This is a genomic window from Proteus columbae, from assembly GCF_009914335.1.
Classification (GTDB): domain Bacteria; phylum Pseudomonadota; class Gammaproteobacteria; order Enterobacterales; family Enterobacteriaceae; genus Proteus.
The window spans coordinates 2,987,178-3,011,687 of record NZ_CP043925.1 but is presented as its reverse complement, the minus strand read 5'-3'; the positions used below and the strand labels follow the sequence as shown (position 1 = coordinate 3,011,687).

Below are 24,510 nucleotides of genomic sequence, written 5' to 3'. Positions count from 1 at the left end.
TTATTATTCCCTATGAGAAGACGAGTTCTGTTGATGTTCCGCTTTTGATGCTAATTGACTTAATAAATTGGGTTCCCATTCTGATAATGAATATCGAAGTGCATCTTGATAAAGCTGATTAAAATAAACATTTGCGATGGAACTCATCTTTGAGGCTTCAAAAAGTTGTGCTGAGAGTAACTGCAAATAAAACCGCTGGCGGGGTTCTGTTGTGATTGAAATGGCGTTATCAATCATTAATAACGCAGCATTAAGACCTTCTTGTTCAAAGCAGGTCATAATTTCTTGTTGCTCACTTTGGAGCGATAACGAAGAACTCGCTTTATTATTCGTTTTACTTTCTAAACTATTTAGCCATTGGCGAGTTTCTTCTGAAATAAAGGGTGTCATATCAGAGAAATAGAGATGGTTAAGCTGTGGTAATCGAGCTAAAAACAGTGAAAGCTCTTGAGCAATAGCTGATGCAATATGAGTTAGCCCTAATGATTGAGCGGCTTGAGCCGCAATATAGTGACCATCTAACCAGTAAGGCGCTAATGTGAGGCTCTGCTCAATTTGATTGAGTAAAGTGAGTGTCGGTTGTGCGAGTTGCGCTTTATAGTCGGTCACTCTATCAATGGCTACTGCCGCTAACGGAGTTTTACCTTGTTTATCACTCATCGGGAGCGTTTGAATATTGTGCCAAATGGCATATCGGCGTAGGCGATAACCGATAGCATCATTAGGTGCTTGTTCACAAAGAATGCTCGCAACTTTTAATAGTGTTTGCTTCCATTGGCGATCATCACTTTGATTAATTTCAACGTGATGTTGTTCTGCTTCTGAAGTCACGCTGACAGGTGCTTGAGAAGGTGTTTTTACTTCATTAATGGGCTCTTTTTTTACACTTTCTTCAACAATAATGGTCGATTTTTGTGTATTTTCTATATGTTGATACGCTTGATGTTGATACGCTTGGCTTAATTCATCCATTTGCGTAGATAAACTAGGCTGACTGGTGTGCCAAAATTGTGCTAAATAGGCGAATTCACCCAAAATATCATCACGCTGTTCAGGCGTAGCTTGTTGGCAAAAACTGTTTTTGACTGATTCAAAACGTTTAAGAATTTGTTGTGTTAAGCGTAGTTTTAAACGCGGATTACTAGGGTAGCTGATATCCCAATAATGTTGCATATAGGCGCTGGCAACAGTGGCGGCAATAACGAGTTCTTCAGCAATAGCAGCATGTTGTAGTGTTCTTAAAAAATGCACCAATAGGCGAAAGTCTTTGGTTTGTGTTGCGAACAGCTGTAATGCGCGACGTTGAATATCATCAATATCTAAAGTGCTATGGCTTAGTGAGCCAAATTTTATCATTTCACTTTCGATATATTCCCAATCAGCGCTATTTTCATCAAGCTGGCTACTTATTTTAGCCTCATCCAAAGAGGCTAAAAGTTGTTCTCGCCATGTGCTGAGCGTTTTTGTTGTCATGATTATCACCAATGACAGGCTGAACGTAGAGGTTTTATCTCTTCGTTAATGCCTGAAATATTGAAGGTTAATTGCTCATCATTCGCTAATTTTATGGTTAATTTAGCGCTGGAAAGTAGTTGCTTGATTTCATCAATGCCGGGTATACCGCGACTTGCTTCAAGTAAATAACCGTCTTCGCGTAGAAACCATTCGCTGCTTAATTGGGTTTTATCCGTTATTAGCAGAACATTTCCTGCTGTTTGTTTTTTCGGTAACGCAATTTGCATACGGGTAATGTTGTCAATACAACTGAGCATTAAAACAGAGCGGGGTGGTTGATATCCCATTGCGGGGATCGTCATAATAACGGGATAAGTACCCGTGTTATTAGCTGTTACTATAAATCCCGCAGTATGATTTTCTCGCTTCATTTCATGTTCTACCGCTAAGCGCCAAATATCACCCATTGCACTGACATCAAAAGTAGAAGTTTGCTTATTCTCAACGTTAATTTGGTCATAACAGGATAAGCGAATAAGTTGAGATACCTCTTCACGACATTGAGAGAGCGCTTGCTCAGTAAGGTTAACTTCATCTTCCTGTGCTTGTGCAAAGGTATTGTTAAGCGAAAAGAAAGCTAGAAAAATGAAATAAATCGTCCGTGAATAGTTCATTCAAGACATCCATATTTTTTTAATTTGTATAGAAGAGATCGCTTTGAAATATTTAAATTTTCAGCAATTAAATTGAGATCGTTATTACTGCTTTCTTGTTGATAACGCAGAATTGACGCTTCATAGTGTTCGGTGGCTAAAGTAAGATCGTTTACCTCAGCAAAAGAGTGTGGTGATACCCGCGTGGAAGTTAAATTAGATACAGATAATGAACGTAACGCCTGATTAATTTTCTCTTCTTTCTCTTGTTGTAATTTTAATAAATATTGCAGATCAGCAATTTTTTGTTGTGATTGAGAAAACGCTAAAATACTTTTTAATTGATGATGAAAAATATTGCAGTAAATAGAGAAGATCCCTTGTTCATAAACTGTTTCATCGAGATCTTGCCCTAACATAATAATTAACCCACAAGGTTTATTATTCAGATCAGTAAAGGGAATACTAAATAATCCACAATGCACAGGTTGTTTGGCGATAAACTGCTGTAAAGCGTGATCGCTAATATAACTGCCTTGTTTTAGATCATTCCAAAGTATAGATTGTGGTTGTAATAGAAGCTGGATCAACGGGTGATCCGCTTCTGTAATATCGACATCCAAATGTTTTTTCTCTACTTTTTCATTAAGATCAATGCTCCAGCTCTCTAATCTGTTTTCTGATTTATTAATCATTGAAACAATAAGTGCGCTGAATGGACTGCGAGGCATACTGAGTTCAAGAAATTGGCTGATCAGTGAGTCCACATCTAAACAAGTTAAGAGAGAGAGCGCATTTTTCAGTCTGTGCTTCATAGTTCTATATTCACCTCTGCAATAAATTGGTTATCTTGCGTTGATAACCGTATCGTCCTGATATCTTCATTTCTTGCACTGTGTTGCAATAGAAGGAGTGAAAGAGGCGGGAGTAGTGCGCCATCAATAATGGATTCTAAAATTCTTGCTCCGTTCTCGGCTCGTGAAGCACGTTGCAATATTTCATCTGAAACCGCATCTTCTAGCCTGATTTCTGCATGAAAGCGTTGTGTAAGTAACTCGGTTAAACGTGTTAGTTTGTGAGTAATAATTTCTTTGAGAATAGCCTGCGTTAACGGTAAGAACGGAATGACTTCCATACGTGCTAAAAGAGCAGGTTTAAAGAAAGTGGTTAATTCTGGATAGAGCGCATCATGCAATTTATCTGGCTTATCTGCATTAGCCATAATGATGTGATCGCCTAAGTTAGAGGTTAAGAAGAACGCGACATTCTTACAGTCAATAATACGACCTTCTCCATCAGCTAACTCGCCTTTATCAAAGGCTTGATAAAACAGATTTAAAACATCGGGATGGGCTTTTTCTACTTCATCAAGTAATACAACAGAATAAGGTTTTTTACGGATAGCTTCGGTTAACACTCCGCCTTCTCCATAACCGACATAACCTGGAGGTGAACCAATTAGACGAGAAACAGTGTGTTTTTCCTGAAATTCAGACATGTTGATCGTGGTTAAATACTGCGTTCCACCAAACATTAACTGAGCAATTTGAATAACGGTTTCTGTTTTACCAACACCACTTGGCCCTGCTAACAAGAATGCCCCTAATGGACGACCTGAGCGACGTAGATCAGCACGTGCTGTCAGTAAATGTTTATGAAGATGCTTAATAGCAAGTGTTTGCCCTTTTATGCTCTGTTCAAGATAGGTAGGAAGCTCTGTTACCACTAATAGCGCATCTTGTGATAAGCGATTAAGCGGAACGCCTGTCCATTCAGCAATAACGGCAGCAATTTGTTTTTTATCTACATGAGGTGAGACTAATAAAGAGTGTTGATGTAATTCATTTAACTCTTCATTTAGCGTGTTTAATCGAGATTTTAGATCATCACTATTATTTTCAACACTTTCACCGTCTGTTTCTTCTTCAAGCGAGTGAGTTAATGTTAATAATAAAGTTGAACGTAATTCGATAATTTCACGAACAATCTTTTTCTGTTTTTTCCACGCTTGTTGAAGCTCATCAATCTGTGTTTCAATCTCAATAGACTGATTTTCTAATATTGCTAAGCGCTCTGAATGATCTTTTAAACCCAGTTGCTGTTCACGGGTTAATACATCACGCTCCATATTGATTTGATGGCGTTGTGTTTTTAATGCTGATAGCTGTTTAGGAGGCGTCGAAAGATTGATCGCCGCACGAGCACAAGCGGTATCAAGTACATCAACGGCTTTATCGGGAAGCTGACGACCAGAAAGATAACGCTCACTTAATTGTGCTGATGCACAGAGCGCTTCATCATCAATAAAAACTTGATGCGCTTTTTCATAAATAGAGCGTAATCCGCGCATAATAATAATCGCTTCATCGGCACTAGGCTCTTTCACTTGAACAAGTTGAAAACGACGCGCTAATGCAGCATCTTTCTCAAAGTATTTTTTATATTCGCTCCAAGTGGTTGCTGCAATAGTACTTAATTCACCACGGGCTAATGCAGGTTTTAGCAAATTGGAAATATCTAATCCACCTTGCTGATTTCCTGCACCAATCAAGGTATGGGCTTCATCAATAAATAGGATAATAGGCGTCGGTGATTGAGCCACTTCTTGCATAATGCCTTTAAAGCGTTTTTCAAATTCCCCCTTTACGGCTGCGCCAGCTTGAAGAGCGCCCAAATCTAATGTTAATAACTCACATTCTTTGAGTTTTTCAGGAATTTCCCCTGCGATAATGCGTAAGGCCAATCCTTCAATTAAGGCACTTTTACCCACACCAGCTTCACCAACAACCACAGGGTTGTTTTTACGACGACGGCAGAGAATATCAATCATTAAATCAATTTCCTGATCACGACATAAAACAGGATCTAACTGGTTATCTCGTGCTTGTTGCGTCATATTTTGTGTAAAACGTGCAAGCATTGAATCAGACTGAACATAGCTATTGGATGATTTATTAGCTTCTGTGATTGGCGTTTCTGCTGATGTGAGAGTCCATTCATCAAAGTTAAGTTTGAGTTGCTCTCTATTGATTTGTGAGAGTAACTCAACTGCTGATTTAGGCAAATAACGATGAGGCATTTGTAATAAAGTGAGTAACAACGCGCCTGAACGTAATGTGTTATGACTAAGTTCTGCGGAAGCTAATAGCCAACTATCTTTAAGCCATTCGACTAACAGTGGAGAAAAATTTGGATAACTTGGAGCCACGCTTGGATGCTGTGTCGCGTTAATATTTAAAAGCGCGGTTAATTCAGTGGGATTGATATCAACTTTATTAAAAATAGTGCGGATATCCGTTAATGGTGTTTCCAGCAGTTGTTGTAAAAATTGCTCTACTGTAATTTCAAGTTGCTGGTGGCTTACACAAAACGCAGCCGCATTTTCTAAAGCATGTTTAGCAATAGGGTGAAGTCTATTAACTAATGTTGAGAGATCAATCTGGATCATAAAGGCGTCCTAGCTAAGAAGTGTATTAAGCTGTTCCAAAATATTGAGAGTTTGATGTCTCAATCTAGAAGCATAAACTGTGTAAATAATCGTGGCGAAGATCAGCGAGCCAATGGCGATATAACGAACACCAAAGCGTTGTCCTAAACGATATTGATGTGACTTGATGCCATTTTCTTTGTATAAAACAACGGGTTGAGACTCACCTTTAAGTTGTTGGATCTGTTTTTGCAGTTGGCGAAGTAATTTATTAAAGTCATCTCCATAGCCATTGCTGACTTTATAGCGACCGCGATAGCCAAGGCATAAACAGAGATAAATAAACTCTAATAAATCGAGGTAACGTTTAGGCTCACCTAATAAGCGTTCTATTAATACGAAAACCTTTTCACCACCCCATGATTCATTATGAAAATGTACTAATAAGGATTGTTTTACCCAATCGTTATCTTGATCCCAACCCAGCTCTAATGCTGCTTCATCAATAAATGTGCATAACACATAGCGGAATGAAACAATGGCTCCCGGCTCATAGCCGTGAGTTTGAAGTTGTTGCTCAATGGCTTGAATATCAGTGACCACTTGCTGAAAAAGCTTTTCTGATAGTGGCGTTGCCGACATTGATTTCATTCTGATCACCATACCCAGCAATGGTGTTGCAACATCAATCATTGGATTGATGTTGTTACCACGCAATGGTAATTGATATGATTTATGGCTCGCTTTCTTTTCAGTAACCTCTTGTATTAATGATAAATCACTCATGTTGTGTTCCACTTCTTATTGCCCAAAGTTGAATATCAAGTTCAGGGAATTGTCCTGATACGTGGAATGCAATATTTCCGTGTTTCTGTATATCTGCCCATGACTCGCCTTGAGGATCTAAGCGGAAATAGGTATAGCCTGAGTGATATGGCAATTGACGAGGTGCTGTTGATAACGGAATAAAACCAACACCAGGCATTTGAACACTGACTAAATCACGAATTTGATTCACTGACGTCACTTTTGCTTGTTGGGCGAATTGGCGACGCAGTTGCTCTTGAGGTAACTGAGCGCGCACCGCAATAATAAATTCCGCATTTTGCAGAAGTTGTCTGTCATGAATTGTCGCAACACGAATGCCATGCTCTTGTTTTTGCAATGGAATAGGTACCGCTCTTGGTGTTAAGACGACACTTAATGCTTGCCGAATAGATTTAATTAGGGGCAAAAAACCTGCTGCCAAGTCGTAGTGGTGATAACTCGGTAATTTATCAGGCAAACGAGAGCCATTAGTGAAAGTTTGAATTTCACCATTAAATTGAAGTAGCTCTTTAAAGAGTTGTTCTGGATGAACGACAGTCTGCTTAGATAAATGTGAAAATTGAGGATAAGCGCGATTAAGTAGCTGCAACATCATAAATTCTGCGACATCAGCAACGCCTTGTTGACCAGGAGAGCCAATACGTTCTGCAATTTGGCGTCCTCGCTCAAATAGGGCGCCTTCAACTTCGGCTAAAAACTCCGCTAAAATTGGACAAATTCGCGCATTTAAGCAGGTAGGAATATAGTTTTTATCCAGAATTAAACTACCATCAGCGCTGATTTCTCTTATTTTGCAGATAGGTAACATGACATAAGCGTCTAACTCTGTTTTTCCTAATTTTAAAATAGGATTGAGTTTCGCGATATTGAGTGTACTGACATCCCCATTTTCAGTATGTAAATCACGTACTTGTGTTAATACATCGCTATAACGTGCCAATAAGTGATTGCCGTTATGGGAATGTGAGATCTCACTGACTGTGCTGTTTTGTAATGGCAATGCCAAGTAGACAATGTTGTCACTGCCTTCATTAATTTGTGAAATATCAATGGGTGAAGGAAGATTATCTTGCTGTGGAATAGAAAACAGCGTGCCATCAGGCATAATTCCAGAGGCTTCTTTAAGACCAATGCGGCCAAGGCTTAATAATTCAGTATTCAGCGTTAGTTGGCTTAAACCATAGTAATGAGCGTGATAGGTTTTTATCAGCGTTTCAATAATATAGTCTTGATAACGTTGCTGCTGCTGAAAATGCTGAGGTTTAATAAACAACCCTTCATGCCATATCACTTTATTTTTCGTAGACATTGTTATTGATCCTCTTCTTTTCTAAATTCAATTTCATTTTCTTTGATATGGACGAGTAGATTGTAATGATGACCAATCCCATTGATTTTTAATATTTTCTTCCATTGTGTGATATTGACATCTGAGTAATAGGCAATGATCCCGATATACTTATTCTTTTTATCTAGCTCAATGGGATCGAGCGGCTTATATTGATCTGGTAAAAGGGTGTAATCTTGATGATCGATATAATTTTTCTTTAATAGCGTTTTCAGATCGCAATCTTCTTCAATAATTTGGTCTTGATCTAAAGACGCAAAGATCGACTCTTCATTCATATACACAATTTGTAATTGAACCGGCGTTGCCTCGCCTTGATCATTAGGATTGATTTCAGGCTCTGCTAATAACGTGAGTGAGACAATTGAAAGCTGCTCTTTTTCTTTACCCACAGGTGTTGATGGGTCCCACATGACTTTGCCTATTTTTGATATGGCTTCAATAGGGCTACTGCACCCACTGAGTTGAGTGGCTGCAAAAATAAAAAAGAGGTAAGTCATGAACGTTTTTATCGACATATCACACCTCATCAAGCCCTTTTCTTAAGGCGCGGTCATAAGCGTGGGTATAGACCTCATAAAATAGTTTCTCAAAACCTTGTTGGCGAGATGATGCTAACTCATTGTAATAATTGGTATACATATCCCAAGCCCAAGCGCTATCACTTGGCGTGTTGTCGTAACTACGGCGATAATGAGAAAAACGTTTTAATAAATGCTCTGGAGAGAAGGCTTCTAATAACGTGGCTAATGCAGCAGAAATGGCTTCTTGATTAGCGTGATAATGCAATTGCACATTGTGTAAGCTTTCTGCGACAGCAGAAGGTGCGGATAAATGCACAGGGCTACGTTCATCCGTAAACATTAAACGCATAACACTGTCATATTCATTATTTAAACGAAGCGGATTATCTTCAATTGGGCGTAGCTGTTTATCTTGTAAATTTTCCTGCTGTTGTAATGCTAATAAACCTTTAATTGCAGATTGCGTGGTTTTTCCTAATTCAATAAGAAAATCATTCGCTTGCTGTGAGTTTTGTAAGTTAAGGTGTACGCCCAGTCCTTTCATTAATGGATTAATTGCGACATAGTCTACGTCTGCATTTGTTTCATTATCTTGAGAAGTTATTTCTGGCAAATCCATAAATTCCTGAACCATGAGATCTCCCTGGTTATCTGAACGAGGCGAAGAAAGAGAGTAATGATGCGCGTTAGAAGATGATCCTTGAATAAGCTCTAAGCTTTCATTCTCAAGGGCTTTTAATGGATCATGCGTCATTGAGCCTGAAACTGTCGGAGCTAAAGGCAGAGGACTTTCTGTTTTATGAACAGAAGGGGAGTTTTTTTGTAGCAAGGGATCTAGTGGATTATCATCAGTCTCGATCAATGATTGTGGCGTCATCGCCATAAGATCTTGTTTATTGTTTTGCGTTAAATTGATATTAACGGATAAAACTAATTGCCCGATTTTGACTTGATCGTTTTGAGATAAACAGACCGCCCCAATATGAATGGGGATCAGTGCATTGTTAATATAAACAGGTTCAACAAGTGTTTTTAAACAAAACTGTTTATCTTGCCAAGCGATAGCGCATTGTGTGGATGCAATAGATGATTGAGTATCTTGTATTACCCAGTGTGATTGTTTACTGCTACCAATCGTGCCACCAAGTTGTGTAAATTGACTATTTGGTACATAGCCACTTTCAAGCAACTCACTATTTATTAAGCGAAAAGAGATTGTGGGTAAATAGTTATCCATAATATTATTCCAAAATAGTCATTGTCACACTAGGATTGGCTTCAGGCTTTCCTAGAAAACTTTGCCAACCTAATTGATTGTGTTGCTCTTTACCTAAGCAGATCCCATTAGCCTGTTTGTCTGCAATGCGTAAGCGTAAATCCCACGCAAGTTGTTCATGCATGATGTAAGAAACGAAAGTAATAAGTGACAAAAAGTCTTTGCCATTGGGAAGAAATGACATATAGCGATCGAGAGGCAATTCACTAATTTCAATCGTACATTTACCATTGCAATCATAGATATGAGAGCCAATATTAAAATTTTCACCTAAAACCATTTTTGGGCGTGATTTCTGCCCTGAATGACGAGCAACAACACCTAAACGGTTTTGTTGATCTTCAGGAATAGGAACTTTGCGTATTTGCCACCCGATTAATTCCACTTTTTCTAAATCAAAGCAGTGAGAAATTAAGCTACAAATAACATCAGGGGAGCGACTTGGGCTGGCAAGCAATCCGGCATAAGCCAGCATTTTGCTGTGGTTGATGTTCATCATGCCACGATTGGCTTCGCTTCCTAGTCCTACCAAAGAGAACATATGACGAGAAAATGCGTCATGACCACCATCTTCAAAACAGATGTAATAGCGATATTTACGCCATATACGATGGAGTAAAGTCACTAAGCGGTGATTAAATAAATTAAGATAATCAGTTAATTGATTGGCTTGTTGAGCATCTTCCCATGCGAAATGATCAAGGTAATAACCTGGTAATGGCGATTGGCTACCATGCAAACCCAAAAAAGACACTTCTAGATCAAACTGACCTTGTTCATCTTGACGTAATGAAACGACATCACGAGTTGGAAACGCCGTATTAGCGTTTGATCTAAACTGAATAGAGACTTCATTATTCAATGCTGTTTTATGAGAATGCAGTTTATTAAGCAACTCAACTAATTGATAGAAGCTATATTCAGTAACAGATTTGCCCGCTTTCTTATTTAGCCAGCTTTGAATTTTCTCAATATCTGTTATTTGAGTATTTGCTGATTTATTTTCGCTGGCCAAAGATAAATTTCCTTATTATCTAAATTAATAACTTCCAATTCGTGAAACATATTAACGCTGGTATAAAGGGTAAAAAATTGTGCTAATACAGAACAAAATAGATACATTGCTCCTTCTGAAATAAAGGCGCTTTGATGTATCGATAATGTTGTTTTTACACCTCTTACAGGCAAACCTTTATACAAATACTCAATAGGCTCTGTTCTTAAATTTGTGATTGCATCGAGGCATTTTTGAGATTGGCGAGCTGATTGTTGATAGAACGTCGCTTTAAAATCGTATAACTGTAAAATTTGTTTGAGTGCAGTTAAGCTTAATAAAGATTGATAATTAATAGATAAATTAGTGAGTTCTGACCAATACAACGTATTTCCTAATAAAGGATAAAGTGCTTTTGTTGGTTTAATTATATTACTGGCAGATAAAATACCGGAAATAACGCTATTTTCATCAAGCTTTATCGAATGAGAAGATAATGAAGAAGCGAGTGTACGATTAGTACAGTTCATCGATACTGAAATACTTTCTTCACAGTTTAGTAAGTCAGGTTCATTATTTCGCACAAATGACAAGGTATGTTGATAACCATAATGTGATTTATGGTGTGCTATTTTCAAACGGTAATAACCCGTTCTTTCTGGATTTTCTTGATTATTTTGATGGTGAAAACTTTCGAAAGCCGTGTAATGAGTAATATAAGAACGCTGATTCGGAATATAACGTAAACCTTGGATCGTATTTATTGAGAAAATATCATAACAATCTTGTTTTTTATGACTTTTATTTAGAACATATTCTGTTTCTTTTCCCGTTAAATTTATTGCTTCACTTTCCGATTCAAATAAATTAACAGCAGGTACGCAATTTATCTTTATGCAATCTTCCGTGATCAGCATGGCTTCTGGAATATCACTATCAAATTGAATTGATAGTGTAAAAGTATCAGAAACCAAAGCAGGAGGGATATTATCTAATCCTTTGATTAATAAAGACATAAATGCCTCAGGGAAACAAAAGTATTCCTGTAATAAGCGATATCCTTCATAACTATTTTTAGGATAAGGTAAAAGAGAGTCTTCAGCATGAAAACCCATAGGTTCAATAGCAAAATGCGCTAAGGTAAATTGATGCTGATTGGTTGTTATTTTTGCTTTTTTGACTTTGTTATTTAATAAATAAAATAACTGAGTCGTTGTATAAGAAAGCCCATTAAGATAAATACACAGTTTCTCTAAGCCAACTTCAGCTAATGACTGTAATTGGTTTAGAGAAAAATGAATATCCAATGTATCCTGATTTTGAGTCACTTGTGTTATTTGTATTGGAAGTACCCATAAATCACGACACTGTGTAAATTGGCATTTATGCCAATTATCTTCATCATTGTCGGCTAATTCATTTTGAATATAGAGTGGGCGGCTAACAAAAGGTTGCCCTTTTGCTATTTTAATCGCATATTTTTGAGTGACTTCAGTACGATATTCCATTGCTGTCATGCTAGGAAATGGACGTGCGTAAGCCGGCCATAGCATATTCACTAAACTGTTTGTTAGTTCAGGAAATTGTCTATCTATTTGTTCTCGTAAATTACCTGATAAATAAGCAATGCCGTCTAAAAGGCGCGCAGCATCAGGATCACGCACCCTTTCAGATATTTGATTAATAAGCTGCGGTTTTTCAGTTGCAACATATTGTTCAAGCTTATCGAGATAGCTTAGTTCATTATCAAAATAGTGATTTGAAGACATATTAAAATTGCGTCAATTGGTATCTACGGTTGCTGTCTAATTGCACGTTAAATTCAATAAGTTGCTTTTGATTTTCTAATAAGAGAAAAGCAGTAATATTAAATTGCAGCGACAGTGGCTCTGCTTCATTTTCTATAAAATGAACAGTGACATTGGTTATTCTTGGTTCATAAGTCGTAATGCAATCCGCAATAATATTGGATAAATGAACCTTGAAATCGACTCCTGTTAATGTCGCATCGTTTAAATCAGGAATGCCTAAAGCGGGAGTACTTTGGCAACCTAAAGGTCTGCTGTTTAAAACCTGATTTAAATTTTGCTTAATTGACATGAGTAACGCTTGGATTTTTGCGCGTTGGGAAGAGCCTGAACTCTTCCCCTGTATGCGCTCAAATAAACTGGAAGCGGGGTTGTCTTCCAAATTATATAGAGCTGTCATCGCACTTATTCCTTATCTAAGCGACCAACAAGTGATAACTCAAAGTTTGCACCCATATATTTAAAATGAGGGCGAACTTGAATAGCCACTTGATACCAACCTGGATCACCATCAACATCAAGAACTTGGATTTGCGCAGAGCGAAGAGGGCGTCTACTACGAACATCTGCGGGTGGATTTTCTTGATCCGCAATATATTGTTTTAGCCAGATATTAAGCTCCCGCTCAAGATCTTGGCGCTCTTTCCATGAACCAATTTGTTCGCGTTGTAGCACTTTAATATAGTGAGCTAAACGATTGATAATAAACATGTAAGGAAGCTGTGTTCCTAACTTATAGTTAGTTTCTGCTAATTTTCCTTCACGCGTATTAGGATAGTTTTTCGGTTTTTGTACTGAGTTTGCAGAGAAGAAAGCGGCATTATCGCTGCCTTTACGCATTGTTAAGGTGATAAAACCTTCTTCTGCTAACTCAAATTCACGTCTATCAGTAACTAAAACTTCTGTTGGGATCTTAGTTTGTAATTCACCCATCGCTTCAAAGTTATGAACAGGTAAATCACCTACAGTTCCGCCACTTTGAGGACCAATAATATTTGGACACCAGCGATATTTTGCAAAGCTGTCATTAATACAACTTGCTAATAAGAAAGCGGTATTACCCCATAAGTAATGTTCATGATCTTGCTTCACATCTTCAGAGTAATTAAATAACTTAATTGGATTCTCAGTAGGTGAATAAGGTAAACGCACTAAGAAACGAGGTGCTGTTAAACCTAAATAACGCGCATCTTCAGATTCTCGCAGTGAACGCCATTTGGTGTGAGCAGGACCTTCAAATACGGATTTCAAATCTTTAATTGCAGGCAATTCAGCATAGCTATTAATGCCTAAGAAATTAGGTGAAACGGATGAAATAAATGGCGCATGAGCCATTGCACCCACAGCACTGACGTATTGCATTAATTTCAGATCAGGCGTGGTGTTATTAAAGGCATAGTTACCAATCACTGTTGCGACGGGTTCACCACCAAATTGACCATAGCCTGATGAGTAAACATGCTGATAGAAACCGGATTGTACAATCTCAGGTGAAAACTCAAAATCTTCTAATAGTTCTTCTTTTGTAGCATGTAAGATATTGATTTTAATGTTTTCACGAAAATCAGTACGATCAACAAGTAATTTTAATGAACGCCAAGAAGATTCAATTTCTTGAAATTTTGGCGCATGTAAAATTTGGTCGACTTGAGCACTTAATTGAGTGTCTAACTCAACAAGCATTTTATCAATCAGTAGCTTATTGATTGGCTCTTCTTCTGACGGGCTAGCAAAAATATTGCTAATAAACGCAGCAACGCCTTGTTTTGCAATATCATAAGCTTCGGTTTCTGGCGACATTCTTGATTGCGCCATAATTTCATCAAGCAAAGAGCCGCCAGACGTTGTTATCTGCTCTTGTTGGGCTTCATTAACTAAAGACATAGAATAATCCTCTGTAAATATTATTTTTGGCTGGCAATATCAAGCTCTTTGAGTAACTGTTCGCGTGTGGCTTCATTTTCCAGAAGCTCTTGCAGACGTTTTCTAAAAGCAGGGATATTGCCAAGAGGACCTTTTAGCGCAACAAGCGCTTCTCTTAGTTCTAATAGTTTTTTTAGCTCAGGAACTTGGCGTGCAATATTATCCGGAGAAAAATCTTGTAGTGATTTAATCTCTAAATTGACGTTAAGATCAGACTCACTTTTTTCATCTAATGCATTTGGAACCGCGATATTAAGATTAATACCCGCACTTTCCATAACAGAGTTAAAGTTGTTCTGATTAATTGAAATGGTTTTACGATCTTCAATGGGCGTTTCTTCAGTCTTTCCTTTCATATCGCCCACAATAAGCATATTTAAAGGCAATTCGACTTCAGATTGAACACCGCCATCATTAGGGATGTATTTAATATTAATACGTTCTTTGGGCGCAACACTACCAAGAGTATTTTTACTCATTTAAACTAAGCTCCTTATTTAGCTTAAGTTCTTAATTAAATACTCAGCGTATTGATGAATAATTTAAATTAAGAAATACCTATCCTAGGCAATAATATAATTACCTTATATGAGTTTAATTTTCCTGGTAGAAATAAAATAATAACTAAAAATAAAATAATAAGTAATTTTTCTAATATATGCATTTAGTTTTATATAAAACAGTTCTTTAGTCAATAAGAAATATTTAACGTTCTTTAATTTTATTTACAGTTAATTAGCTTTGCATTTAATTTAAATATAATGATTTAACTTTGTAAGTAAGTTTTTTCATCTGTTTTACTCATATTATGCAACTCGATAGGAATTAATTAATTTATATTTAATTTAAATTGTAAATATAGGAAATAGAAATTTCACTATGAGTTATTTATTTTAATTTCACATAACTAATTAATATTTAAGGTTAATTTAATTTAATGATTTTAGGTTTGTTTATTTTCTTGTTTTAAAATATCGCATTCTTTTTGATGAAAAATAGAGCGGTTTTATAAGAAAAAATAATGTAACGGATTGTTATTATCCTTATTTGTAATTAAAATGGGAGGGATAAATAACCCTAAGTGAAATTATGGTTGTTTCTGTGAGATTTTTATTTATTAGATAAAATATTTCCGTTATGGATAAAAATATCATTATTGATTAAATTTAAAACAATATAAAAATTTGATGTTGATTGTATATAAATATTATTTTCTTTTTGTTTAATATTGATAAATGGATTTGACGTTGTTGAGTATAAAAACCACTTTATATTATTATTTATATCCATTTTAACAATAAATCCATCACTCCCCATTTCACCTTCACCACAGAGCACGATATGCTTATCATCAACGAATACTTTGTTATTTATCTGAATTTCTGACCAAATGTCATCATTGTCTTTTAGCAGTGTATTTAATGTTGTATCACCTTCATATGTAAGAAAATATTCTTTTTGATAGGAATGTGTTAATTTAGAATTTTTAATAAAATCAATATCGATAAATCTTATTAATCCAGAGCAATCATAAATAAGAGCTAGCCCGATTAATTGATTATTTAGCCATTTGTTTTGTAATAAATTTATATTCATTAATTTTATCTACTTTTTTAGTTTTACTTATTTTTTTTAGTGTGAATTTTAGATTATTTATTTTAAATGTTTTGATAAGACATATTACCATTAGTAATACCACGTTTTCGATCGAAAACCGTGTTGACAGACGGAATAAATTGATGCTCGGTGATATTGAGATTGTTATCGTACTGAAATTTCTCACTTTGGCCTTCAAACTGGCATCGTCGATATCTTATGAAGAGAAAAGAGACATAGCTAAAATAAGCAAATTTAGATATGAGCTATATTGTTGTAATGAAGATATCCAAACTATTAGGGAATAAAACCACCAATAGCAAACGCAATTGAATGAAGTAAAAAATTCTATGCGTGAGCTGATGGTTGAGTATGTAAGCGGCTAAAGACTAAATTGAGTAAGCGAGGAAATAAGAGGAATCACACGCTTACTAAAAAGAATCTTCCCATTTGAAAGTGATATTAAGAGGATCAATCTCTAATGATCTTTTAATGCCATTAAAGTCAGTTTCTCCATATATTTTATCCTTATCAATTCTGAGTAGTTTTAGTCCATATCCAAAACAAAAAACAGTTAAAGTATTGTTTACATATAATGAAGTAGATATTGTCTTATCCATGGAGTAAACCAAGTCTAGTTTTATACTTTCTTTGATGAAGGTATAAGTCCATTGCAAAAAGTCAGCATCGAAGTTTTCGGGTTTCAAGCCAAATGCCTCTAACATTTGTGTATCAAATTGTTTAACCATAGCTTAGGTATCATTGTTGTTAATCTTAAGGTTCCATCAACTGAAACTTCCCAAGTTGACTCAAAATGAGCAAATTTTCCGCTAGGTCCAGCAAAAAGAGAATCTTTGGTTACAAAAGTTAAAGTTTTACCTTTAACCGTTTTGGTAAATTGATTGGCAATATTAGATGGTGTGTTAGCTGCTTGGACTAAATGATCCGATAATATTTTATGCCTTGCGGGGTTATCAGGTACCCCTAATTATTTCATCACTATAGCCATTTGTTCAGACCGAGCCTTATTGTGAGGATTAGAATTAACTCTACCAAAGAAATAATCAAACTTAGCTGAATCAATGATAGGGCACCCTTCCAACCCAACCTGTCGGACAATGCACATACCCATAAGGATTAAAGCCACCTAATAATCCTATTGGGTCTGGTGAAATATATTGCTCGTGTACTTATTATTTAAAAGGAAAAGTCATTCTGGTCCATCCCATTCAAGTTTATCTTTTAAGTGCTCAGGGACGATACTAAATAATTTTTTTATATCATCTTGATGAGAAAAATAATTAGTACACTCTCTTTTGTTAGCTTTTTCCAAATAAAATTTAGCTTGATTATTTAAAAAGTATATGTCATTGGAAGTTATTTCTTCTTCAATAATGGATATTACAACATTATGTAATAATTCTGCCTCATAATAACATGACTTATTAAAAGCTTTTCCTATACATGTTTGAGTTTGAATATTCCTTATATAAGAAAGAGATCTCCATAACATATTAGAATATATTTCAATTTTTCTCATAGTTAAAATCCTAGTTTATTCCTTAAGCTACCTAAAAAACTTCTTGATGGCATTGGTTTAGATTCGAGAGGTGGTAAGTCCTGTTTAGTCCATCTGCCTTCATTCAATAATTGAGTAATGTATTGTGAATTACCTGTTTCTTTATATATTTCTTGAGCTGCAGCCATTCTATGATGTCCTTCCGTAACATGATATGTCCCTTTGGAATCTAAATACCCACCAATTCTCTTTTTTATATCCTTAAAATCAAAAGATCCATCAAGCATTGCTCTTTTTATACCGTCTATTTGCCCCGGTTTTCTAAATCCAGTCTGGGTTCCTCTTATTTTGGGGGGAGGACATGGAGTCAACCCAAACGGATCTACCCATCCCGTTGGACAATGCACATACCCATAAGGATTAAAGCCACCTAATAATCCAATGGGGTCTGGTGAAATATATTGCCCTGTGTCCTTATCATAGTAGCGAAAGCGATTGTAATACAAGCCACTTTCTTTATCTTCATATTGTCCCGCAAAACGAAAATGGCATTCGGTATATTCAGGGTCGTTATCGGCATAATTATCATGAGATTGCCAAAACGCCATTTGTCCTCATGTATTCAACCGACCTGCCCAACTGACAATGCCTTTTTCGCTAAAGATTTCTCGCGGGGTGCCTTGGTGGTCAGTCACCACATAATGCAGTTTTCCACTTTGATAACGTGCCGTTGGGGTGATTTCATTGGGTTGATAGAGCCACTGAATTTGCGAATCATAAGCGGATGTACCATCGGCATAAATCGGGGTTTCTTGCACCATTTGGTTGCCCGACCACAGATAATCCACACGCTGAACGCGTTTATCTTTAAAGGGCGAGCTTAAAGGCGGCGTAGGGCGATTATCGACACCTTTTTGTTGCTTTGCACCAGTTGTAAAAACATACCTTACACATCAGGCGGAATAAACTGGTGTTCCGTGATATTGAGATGCTAGATACTATTGAGAGCCAATCCAATAATCCAATGTGTTTTGAAATATTTTGAGATAAAAAATAATATCTTACCTCTAAGATGTTATTAGTTTTATTGCTCTATTAAATAGTAAAATTAAAGCCCATTTACTATTTGTTCAATAGTATAGAATTTACCATTATAGTGTTGATTATAATGCTCTACATTATCAGCTAATAATTTTCTTTTTTTACAGCTAATTCGGGTTCTTATTTTATTTGAAGTTTTAATTATTTCTTTTCTTAAAAAACCTAAAATATATATTTGTGGTTTTTTATAATAAATAGCTTCGTTGATGGCTTTTAATAATATATATATATTATCAGCCTCATTGGATGTGATAAACTGTTTTCCTTTCACTCTAAGATAGGCTTTATAAAATATATTATCAAATTTTTCATTAGGGTTAATTTTATTTGAATTTAACGTATCTATTAACTTATGCGTTAATGAGTGTTTTTCTAAATAAATGCTAGCAGGCTCCCATTTATCACTTAATCCTCTAACGATAGACGATTCAGTTTGTTTTAGGTATGCATATAAAGTTAGTAAAAATTTATCATCATAATAGTAATAAGTATTCATAATTATTTGCAACTTCCTCTCATCATACGATCCCACCATGATTGTTTTTTATATATAGCATTTTTATCTTTTAAAGATAAGGGGTGTTCACTTGGTATTATTGCTGTGACCCTATTACTACCAAGATGTGTTTGAACTAAAGTATCTTTGTGAACTTCAAATTCTATATAGGATCCTTGCCCATTTGCACCTACATCTTTAGCGCTAGTAAAAGGAGTATCTTTAAAAGGTGCAACCTCTACGTGTACTCCAATAGGTTCTCCTCTAGCGGGCCAAATGGATTGATCTCTTTTTATACCCTCAAGTCCTTCTACTGATGTATGGTGTCTAACTTTGACTATATCTTTATCTGACAACCCAAACGGATCTACCCATCCCGTTGGACAATGCACATACCCATAAGGATTAAAGCCACCTAATAATCCTATTGGGTCTGGTGAAATATATTGCCCAGTGTCCTTATCATAGTAGCGAAAGCGATTGTAATACAAGCCACTTTCTTTATCTTCATATTGTCCCGCAAAACGAAAATGGCATTCGGTATATTCAGGGTCGTTATCGGCATAATTATCATGAGATTGCCAAAACGCCATTTGTCCCCATGTATTCAACCGACCTGCCCAACTGACAATGCCTTTTTCGCTAAAGATTTCTCGCGGGGTGCCTTGGTGGTCAGTCACCACATAATGCAGTTTTCCACTTTGATAACGTGCCGTTGGGGTGATTTCATTGGGTTGATAGAGCCACTGAATTTGCGAATCATAAGCGGATGTACCATCGGCATAAATCGGGGTTTCTTGCACCATTTGGTTGCCCGACCACAGATAATCCACACGCTGAACGCGTTTATCTTTAAAGGGCGAGTTTAACGGTGGTGTAGGGCGATTATCGACCACCTTGTGTTTACTGAGTCTTCTGCCAAAAGCATCATAGGTATAACGCCAGCATTCCCCCTCAGGATTAAAACAGGCGATAAGTTGGTTAAGGGTATTCCATTGGTAATACCACGTTTTTGCCCGAAAACCGTGCTGATGAACTACTTTTTGTGTTAATCGACCATTAACGTCGTAGTGATAATCTTGATAACCTTTGGTGGTAATACGACGTGTCACGCGGCCTTTTTGTTGCTGCTGCGCCAGTTGTAAAAAGGCACCTTGCGCGTCAGACGGAATAAATTGGTGCTCGGTGATATTGAGATTGTTATCGTACTGAAATTTCTCGCTTTGGAGTTCAAACTGGTTGCTGTATTGGGTTTCAACAATTTGATCATTGGTGTTATAGCGATATTGCGTCCGGTTCCAGCGAGCATCATCGATATCGACCAGATTAAAGGCTTTATCGTATTGATAACCTCGGTGAACATCGGTCGATATTGGTGGTTGAAGCGGATTATCGTGTAGCGATTGTAAAAAGAACTCAGTTCCTCGACCTGCACGTTGATGGGCTAATAAGCCAGTGGCGGTGTAATGGCTCGAATTAGCAAAACCCGCTTGGCTTTGGCGTAAAAACTCTTGTCCCAGCGCGTTATAACTAAACTGCAATGGTGCATGTTGATTGACTTGCAATGAGGTCAGTTCATGAAGTTGACCAAAAGCATAGTTAAGTTCACGCTCACCAAAGTGGGTTTGGGTGAGGATATCGTGCTCTTCATCCCATTGATGCTTGATTTCTTGCCCATTAATGCGCTCACAACACAAATGCCCTTGGTCGTTATACTCAAATTCCACCACCGAATCAGGATTGGTGGATCGAATAAGTTGCAAACGTTCATTGTATTGATACGTGGTAGTAGAAAGGCACTTATGCTCGATGCCGTCAGCTAGCCAAATGCTTTGTTCGGTAACTAACCCTGTCTCATCATAATGATAACGGAGTTCATGATTATCAGGGTAACGAGTTGCAATACGTCGCCCTAAGCGGTCGTAGCGATATTGAATTTCACGTCCTGTAAAATCCACTTCACGAATAATTTGACCCGCTTTATCACGCTCATAAGAATAGACATCCCCTGTGGCGTTGATGACTTTTTTGAGTCGCGTTAGTGAGTCATATTCAAAGCGAATTTCCGTGCCATCAGGGCGTATTGTGGCGAGTAATAAATCAAATGCACCGTAACGATAGCGCGTAGTTTTGCCTTCGCCATCGGTGACGGCGACAACACGGCGTTCGCTGTCATATTCAATATGTTGATGAATATCATCAGGCAGTAAAATATCGCTGAGACTGCCGTTAACACCATCATGCTCTTTGCTGTATTGATAGCGAGTGGTGTGGTTTAGCGCATTGGTGACTTGCAGTAATCGACCTAGCTCATCGCTTTGGTATTCGGTACTGTGTTGATAAGGGTTGGTGCTTTTTATTAATTGATTTGCGTGGTTATATTCATACTGCCACTGTGCACCATTCGGCTGAATAGCTTTAAGCAGTTCGCCATGTTGGCTGTATTCATAGGCTTGTTGGCGACCTTGCGGATCGGTAACTGTGGTTAAATTGCCTTTGTCGTCGTAGATCAGTTGCCATTTATCGCCAAAGGGGGAGACATATTCTGTCAACTGACCTTGAGTATTATATTGATACTCAATGGATCGTTCATCAGGAAAGGTAATTTGCGCAATATTGCCATCATAGTGGTAGAGATAAGAAGTCGTTTGTCCTAGTGCATTGGTTTCACTTATTTTTTGATTATTATGCCACTGTGTTTTGGTTTCACGCCCTAATGCATCAATTGCATGTGTAACGAGACCTGCATCATTATAATAATAGTAAGATTGCTCACCTTCATTGTTGAAATAGGTGGTCATCTTATGAACATCATCATAAATAAAACCACCACACCAATAACCAGATGGTGAGCTATTTTTTATCGCTCTGCCATATTTGTCATATTCAAGGTAATAATCCGTTTGGTCTGTATCATGCCAACGAGACATAAAACCTTCGGCAGTATATTCATGCCATAAGTGATTCTGCTGATAAGCATTACATTCACTCAAATAACCTTGTTTATCATACTGACAAGTAACTAATGGTTGAGAGATAATCTTATTGGCTAAGGTAATATGACTTAATTGATGAGAATGGTAATCCAAGTAAAGCGCTGTAATACCATTACGCGACACAGAGATTAATTGATGTTGTTCGTTGTAAATAAAATCAATACGTTGATGATTATTGTCTGTAATGGCAGATAGGCGTCGATAAGATCCATCTATATGGTTGAAATGATGCGTCAATTGGGTGCGATTGTCGAATAAACCTATATTAGCTTTTGTATCACCAGAGAGCAGAACATGAGGATAATAAGTATTACGGATATTGAGATGAGTATCTGTATAAGGATAGGTGATTTGTGCCCCTTCTTCATTGTGATAAATGATATTATCCGATTGAATTTCTAAGAATATCGACCAGTTATCTGTCCATTTTGGACCAAATAAGCCGGATGCGGTACCTGTTGAGCGATAGGTTCGTCGTAATGAAAGGGGTAAAAGCCCTGAAAGGGAGAACACTTCCCAAACTTGAATAAAATCGCCTGTGGCAACGTTAACAGGATCGGATTCACAGACCGCTTTACTGTTGCAGGATTTATTGGGCTTTATATTGGCGCTATTTTCACCTTGTGGTTTGGTTAATAAAGTGGCTTCTTTTGGTGGAGGTGGATCTTTTCTAATGAGTCGAGGTAATGCTTTAATACCATTTTGCAATAAACTAGCTGCCGCTTTGGTGAGAAAAACATATTCACCGACTTCTTCTATTAAGGCGCCTGATTCTTGTGCTTGGTTGTCGTACTTTAGCCGTTCAAATTGGGGTAAGTTTTCTTCTTTGCGCATTTCATGGGCAAGTGACGTCATTGTTTCAGTGTATTGCTGTTTTCCTTTCTCTGACATAAACCACGTTGCTGGACCATAGGCTTGCGATTCCATTTGATAGGACGCACTGACGGCATTGGCTTTGGCTATGGTTTCAACCAAACCAATTAAACCATTTAAAAAGCCTTTTCCTGCGCCTATGGTGGTATCTGGTAAGTTTTTTCCACCGATTAATTCTGCTTCATGATAAGAGTCATCCATCAAGCGTTTCAGCTCTTGATAGGACATCTGCTCTGGACGTTTTTTTTCTGGTGATACTTCAGTGGAAATTTCCGTGGCTTCATTGGCTTTTTGTAGGGTTTTTTCTTCAGAATAGAGGCGACCCGGTACATTATTGTTGTTCATCATGACATCAGAGCCATGAAAAGCGGCTGATTGACCACAAAAGCGCACGGTTGGCGAGCCACTAGTAATAATGCAGTTCCCACGTCCTAAACTGGTGCCCGAAATAATGCCAGACCCTGTATTTCCCTGTGTTCCTTTAATCACACTTCCCACTGTTAATGTCGGTACACCATTCACACGTACCGTGGAAACATAGGTTTCTTCTGCACTGAGTTGCTGAAAACTATCAAAGGGAACAACAGCATTGCCCACTTGGCAAACATCAGGGCCTGTGGCAATAACGCAGTAATCGGCATTTTTATTCCCGACGATTTTTTTTGTCATGATTAATATCCTTATTACAACTTATAAGCCTGAAGTTGCAGCGTGCTTTCCATCGTCGAGATCAATTGGCGATAACGCCATGTGAGGTATAGCTTTTTTTCATCAAGTGATACACATACTGTGTCTAGCTTTAATAACTCATAGGGTGTTTCTGAATGAGAAAAATGAGGAATGGCGACAAAACCAATATTAGGTAAAACAAGGTCTACACGAGGTGTTTGTGTAAAAAAACCACTTAATGAAAGGGTTTCATTACCCACAAAAAAGCCTTGTTGATGCTGATCTGCTGGCGTACTCATAAAGAAATCAGACTTAAAATCATCAGGATAATAAGGCTTTATTTGATTGAGCCATTCGTCGTTGTAGGTGCCTGCAAATTGTGAACGTTGTTGCCACCAACGACTATATTGTCCATAGCCTGCAACTTCCCACGGTTTATTAAGGTGAAATGCATGTTCCACAGAAGGATAGTGAATTTGAGGGGCAGGATATTGAAGCGCTTTATCAAGATAGCGACTCTCGTACCAACCTAAACCAATTGGATTTTTTTCATAAGCTTCTTGAAGGCTATTCTTGCCACCATAAGCATTCTCATAAATAAGCGGTAAGGCAGAAATAGGTTGTGGAGAGCTTAATTGCCAATCATGGTGATGTTCCCAATAACGAGGCCCACTGAGGGTCAATTTTTTGTTGATTTGCCCTATTGAGAGCTCAGTTTCCCACAGAGTTAAAGGCATTTCATCTAATGTTCGGGCGGTACCCACGAGATAAATTTCAGCATTGGGTTTATAAGACACAAGATCTGTTTCGTGCAATAAACTGCTATTTTCGGGCGTTGTTCGGTAAACATCCGCCATAATGAGCGGTTTTTGCTCATCAGCAATGTCACATATACCCGTGAGAGGATCAAAATCACAAGTGACTTTTACCGCAAGAGTTTGCCAATGTTCATCTTTATATCCCAGTTTTTCAAAGGAAAAATGAGGAAATGGAGTCTGGTTAATAACGTGTGCTAGCATCCGAA

At 37.4% G+C, this 24,510-nt stretch carries 19 protein-coding genes and 2 pseudogenes; all 21 read right to left on the bottom strand.

The genetic code is table 11. The features are described from left to right. Nucleotides 1–3: 3 nt before the first annotated feature. The 21 genes and pseudogenes from tssA to F1325_RS14090 all read right to left on the bottom strand — a co-directional run bounded on the left by tssA (nucleotide 4) and on the right by F1325_RS14090 (nucleotide 24,505). On the bottom strand, nucleotides 4–1,473 hold the full coding sequence (tssA, locus tag F1325_RS14185; protein ID WP_160230614.1) for a type VI secretion system protein TssA: 1,470 nt from the start codon (nucleotides 1,471–1,473) through the stop codon (nucleotides 4–6). 5 nt (nucleotides 1,474–1,478) lie between these two features. Continuing rightward, nucleotides 1,479–2,129 (bottom strand): type VI secretion system-associated protein VasI, encoded by a 651-nt coding sequence (vasI, locus tag F1325_RS14180; RefSeq protein WP_109371301.1) that lies wholly within the window; start codon nucleotides 2,127–2,129, stop codon nucleotides 1,479–1,481. After that, nucleotides 2,126–2,923, bottom strand: a complete 798-nt coding sequence (locus F1325_RS14175) for a Fis family transcriptional regulator (protein ID WP_160230613.1) — start codon at nucleotides 2,921–2,923, stop codon at nucleotides 2,126–2,128. The genes vasI and F1325_RS14175 overlap by 4 nt, the downstream gene beginning before the upstream one ends. Further along, nucleotides 2,920–5,556, bottom strand: coding sequence for a type VI secretion system ATPase TssH (gene tssH, locus F1325_RS14170; RefSeq protein ID WP_109371297.1), 2,637 nt, complete (start codon nucleotides 5,554–5,556; stop codon nucleotides 2,920–2,922). Before tssH ends, F1325_RS14175 begins: the two co-directional genes overlap by 4 nt. A 9-nt stretch (nucleotides 5,557–5,565) precedes the next feature. Beyond that, nucleotides 5,566–6,321, bottom strand: a complete 756-nt coding sequence (gene icmH / locus F1325_RS14165) for a type IVB secretion system protein IcmH/DotU (RefSeq protein WP_109371295.1) — start codon at nucleotides 6,319–6,321, stop codon at nucleotides 5,566–5,568. After that, nucleotides 6,314–7,672 carry a type VI secretion system baseplate subunit TssK gene (gene tssK / locus F1325_RS14160; protein ID WP_160230612.1) on the bottom strand — a complete coding sequence of 453 codons (1,359 nt, stop codon included), beginning with the start codon at nucleotides 7,670–7,672 and terminating at the stop codon, nucleotides 6,314–6,316. Before tssK ends, icmH begins: the two co-directional genes overlap by 8 nt. A 2-nt stretch (nucleotides 7,673–7,674) precedes the next feature. Beyond that, complete coding sequence (gene tssJ / locus F1325_RS14155; RefSeq protein WP_160230611.1) at nucleotides 7,675–8,229, bottom strand: type VI secretion system lipoprotein TssJ; 555 nt, start codon at nucleotides 8,227–8,229, stop codon at nucleotides 7,675–7,677. A gap of 1 nt (nucleotide 8,230) precedes the next feature. Continuing rightward, nucleotides 8,231–9,472, bottom strand: coding sequence for a type VI secretion system-associated FHA domain protein TagH (gene tagH, locus F1325_RS14150; RefSeq protein WP_109371289.1), 1,242 nt, complete (start codon nucleotides 9,470–9,472; stop codon nucleotides 8,231–8,233). 4 nt (nucleotides 9,473–9,476) lie between these two features. After that, nucleotides 9,477–10,526: a type VI secretion system baseplate subunit TssG gene (gene tssG, locus F1325_RS14145; protein ID WP_160230610.1), complete on the bottom strand. Its 1,050-nt coding sequence runs from the start codon at nucleotides 10,524–10,526 to the stop codon at nucleotides 9,477–9,479. Next, nucleotides 10,490–12,274 carry a type VI secretion system baseplate subunit TssF gene (gene tssF, locus F1325_RS14140; protein WP_160230609.1) on the bottom strand — a complete coding sequence of 595 codons (1,785 nt, stop codon included), beginning with the start codon at nucleotides 12,272–12,274 and terminating at the stop codon, nucleotides 10,490–10,492. The genes tssG and tssF overlap by 37 nt, the downstream gene beginning before the upstream one ends. 1 nt (nucleotide 12,275) lies before the next feature. Beyond that, the gene (tssE, locus tag F1325_RS14135) at nucleotides 12,276–12,713 is read right to left on the bottom strand and encodes a type VI secretion system baseplate subunit TssE (protein ID WP_160230608.1); all 438 of its coding nucleotides are present in this window, start codon (nucleotides 12,711–12,713) and stop codon (nucleotides 12,276–12,278) included. Nucleotides 12,714–12,718: 5 nt separating this feature from the next. Further along, nucleotides 12,719–14,197 carry a type VI secretion system contractile sheath large subunit gene (gene tssC, locus F1325_RS14130; RefSeq protein WP_109371282.1) on the bottom strand — a complete coding sequence of 493 codons (1,479 nt, stop codon included), beginning with the start codon at nucleotides 14,195–14,197 and terminating at the stop codon, nucleotides 12,719–12,721. Nucleotides 14,198–14,217: 20 nt separating this feature from the next. Beyond that, nucleotides 14,218–14,715, bottom strand: coding sequence for a type VI secretion system contractile sheath small subunit (tssB, locus tag F1325_RS14125; protein ID WP_088494827.1), 498 nt, complete (start codon nucleotides 14,713–14,715; stop codon nucleotides 14,218–14,220). Nucleotides 14,716–15,346: 631 nt separating this feature from the next. Further along, nucleotides 15,347–15,832: a hypothetical protein gene (locus F1325_RS14120; protein ID WP_109371280.1), complete on the bottom strand. Its 486-nt coding sequence runs from the start codon at nucleotides 15,830–15,832 to the stop codon at nucleotides 15,347–15,349. A 431-nt stretch (nucleotides 15,833–16,263) separates the two neighbouring features. Then, nucleotides 16,264–16,581, bottom strand: a complete 318-nt coding sequence (locus F1325_RS14115; protein WP_160230607.1) for a hypothetical protein — start codon at nucleotides 16,579–16,581, stop codon at nucleotides 16,264–16,266. 351 nt (nucleotides 16,582–16,932) lie between these two features. Further along, a pseudogene (locus tag F1325_RS19570) lies at nucleotides 16,933–17,013 on the bottom strand (RHS repeat-associated core domain-containing protein); the annotation flags it as partial. A 29-nt stretch (nucleotides 17,014–17,042) separates the two neighbouring features. Continuing rightward, nucleotides 17,043–17,372, bottom strand: coding sequence for a hypothetical protein (locus F1325_RS14110; RefSeq protein ID WP_109371276.1), 330 nt, complete (start codon nucleotides 17,370–17,372; stop codon nucleotides 17,043–17,045). Nucleotides 17,373–17,650: 278 nt separating this feature from the next. Next, nucleotides 17,651–18,193: pseudogene (locus F1325_RS19410) on the bottom strand (RHS repeat-associated core domain-containing protein); the annotation flags it as partial. 266 nt (nucleotides 18,194–18,459) lie between these two features. Next, the gene (locus F1325_RS14100) at nucleotides 18,460–18,948 is read right to left on the bottom strand and encodes a hypothetical protein (protein ID WP_160230606.1); all 489 of its coding nucleotides are present in this window, start codon (nucleotides 18,946–18,948) and stop codon (nucleotides 18,460–18,462) included. Nucleotides 18,949–18,950: 2 nt separating this feature from the next. Further along, entirely contained in the window at nucleotides 18,951–23,486 is a 4,536-nt protein-coding gene (locus tag F1325_RS14095) for a DUF6531 domain-containing protein (protein WP_160230605.1), read from the bottom strand. A 14-nt stretch (nucleotides 23,487–23,500) separates the two neighbouring features. Then, nucleotides 23,501–24,505, bottom strand: coding sequence for a DUF2169 family type VI secretion system accessory protein (locus tag F1325_RS14090; RefSeq protein WP_109371272.1), 1,005 nt, complete (start codon nucleotides 24,503–24,505; stop codon nucleotides 23,501–23,503). Nucleotides 24,506–24,510: the final 5 nt, after the last annotated feature.

What these genes read in the sequence shown, in the direction of transcription:
- F1325_RS14175 (WP_160230613.1), bottom strand. Translation starts at nt 2,923, where the DNA reads ATGAAGCACAGACTGAAAAATGCGCTCTCTCTCTTAACTTGTTTAGAT.
- tssA (WP_160230614.1), bottom strand. Translation starts at nt 1,473, where the DNA reads ATGACAACAAAAACGCTCAGCACATGGCGAGAACAACTTTTAGCCTCT.
- F1325_RS14110 (WP_109371276.1), bottom strand. Translation starts at nt 17,372, where the DNA reads ATGAGAAAAATTGAAATATATTCTAATATGTTATGGAGATCTCTTTCT.
- tagH (WP_109371289.1), bottom strand. Translation starts at nt 9,472, where the DNA reads ATGGATAACTATTTACCCACAATCTCTTTTCGCTTAATAAATAGTGAG.
- F1325_RS14095 (WP_160230605.1), bottom strand. Translation starts at nt 23,486, where the DNA reads ATGACAAAAAAAATCGTCGGGAATAAAAATGCCGATTACTGCGTTATT.
- tssE (WP_160230608.1), bottom strand. Translation starts at nt 12,713, where the DNA reads ATGACAGCTCTATATAATTTGGAAGACAACCCCGCTTCCAGTTTATTT.
- tssF (WP_160230609.1), bottom strand. Translation starts at nt 12,274, where the DNA reads ATGTCTTCAAATCACTATTTTGATAATGAACTAAGCTATCTCGATAAG.
- icmH (WP_109371295.1), bottom strand. Translation starts at nt 6,321, where the DNA reads ATGAGTGATTTATCATTAATACAAGAGGTTACTGAAAAGAAAGCGAGC.
- F1325_RS14100 (WP_160230606.1), bottom strand. Translation starts at nt 18,948, where the DNA reads ATGAATACTTATTACTATTATGATGATAAATTTTTACTAACTTTATAT.
- tssC (WP_109371282.1), bottom strand. Translation starts at nt 14,197, where the DNA reads ATGTCTTTAGTTAATGAAGCCCAACAAGAGCAGATAACAACGTCTGGC.
- tssB (WP_088494827.1), bottom strand. Translation starts at nt 14,715, where the DNA reads ATGAGTAAAAATACTCTTGGTAGTGTTGCGCCCAAAGAACGTATTAAT.
- F1325_RS14115 (WP_160230607.1), bottom strand. Translation starts at nt 16,581, where the DNA reads ATGGTTAAACAATTTGATACACAAATGTTAGAGGCATTTGGCTTGAAA.
- F1325_RS14090 (WP_109371272.1), bottom strand. Translation starts at nt 24,505, where the DNA reads ATGCTAGCACACGTTATTAACCAGACTCCATTTCCTCATTTTTCCTTT.
- tssK (WP_160230612.1), bottom strand. Translation starts at nt 7,672, where the DNA reads ATGTCTACGAAAAATAAAGTGATATGGCATGAAGGGTTGTTTATTAAA.
- tssJ (WP_160230611.1), bottom strand. Translation starts at nt 8,229, where the DNA reads ATGTCGATAAAAACGTTCATGACTTACCTCTTTTTTATTTTTGCAGCC.
- vasI (WP_109371301.1), bottom strand. Translation starts at nt 2,129, where the DNA reads ATGAACTATTCACGGACGATTTATTTCATTTTTCTAGCTTTCTTTTCG.
- F1325_RS14120 (WP_109371280.1), bottom strand. Translation starts at nt 15,832, where the DNA reads ATGAATATAAATTTATTACAAAACAAATGGCTAAATAATCAATTAATC.
- tssH (WP_109371297.1), bottom strand. Translation starts at nt 5,556, where the DNA reads ATGATCCAGATTGATCTCTCAACATTAGTTAATAGACTTCACCCTATT.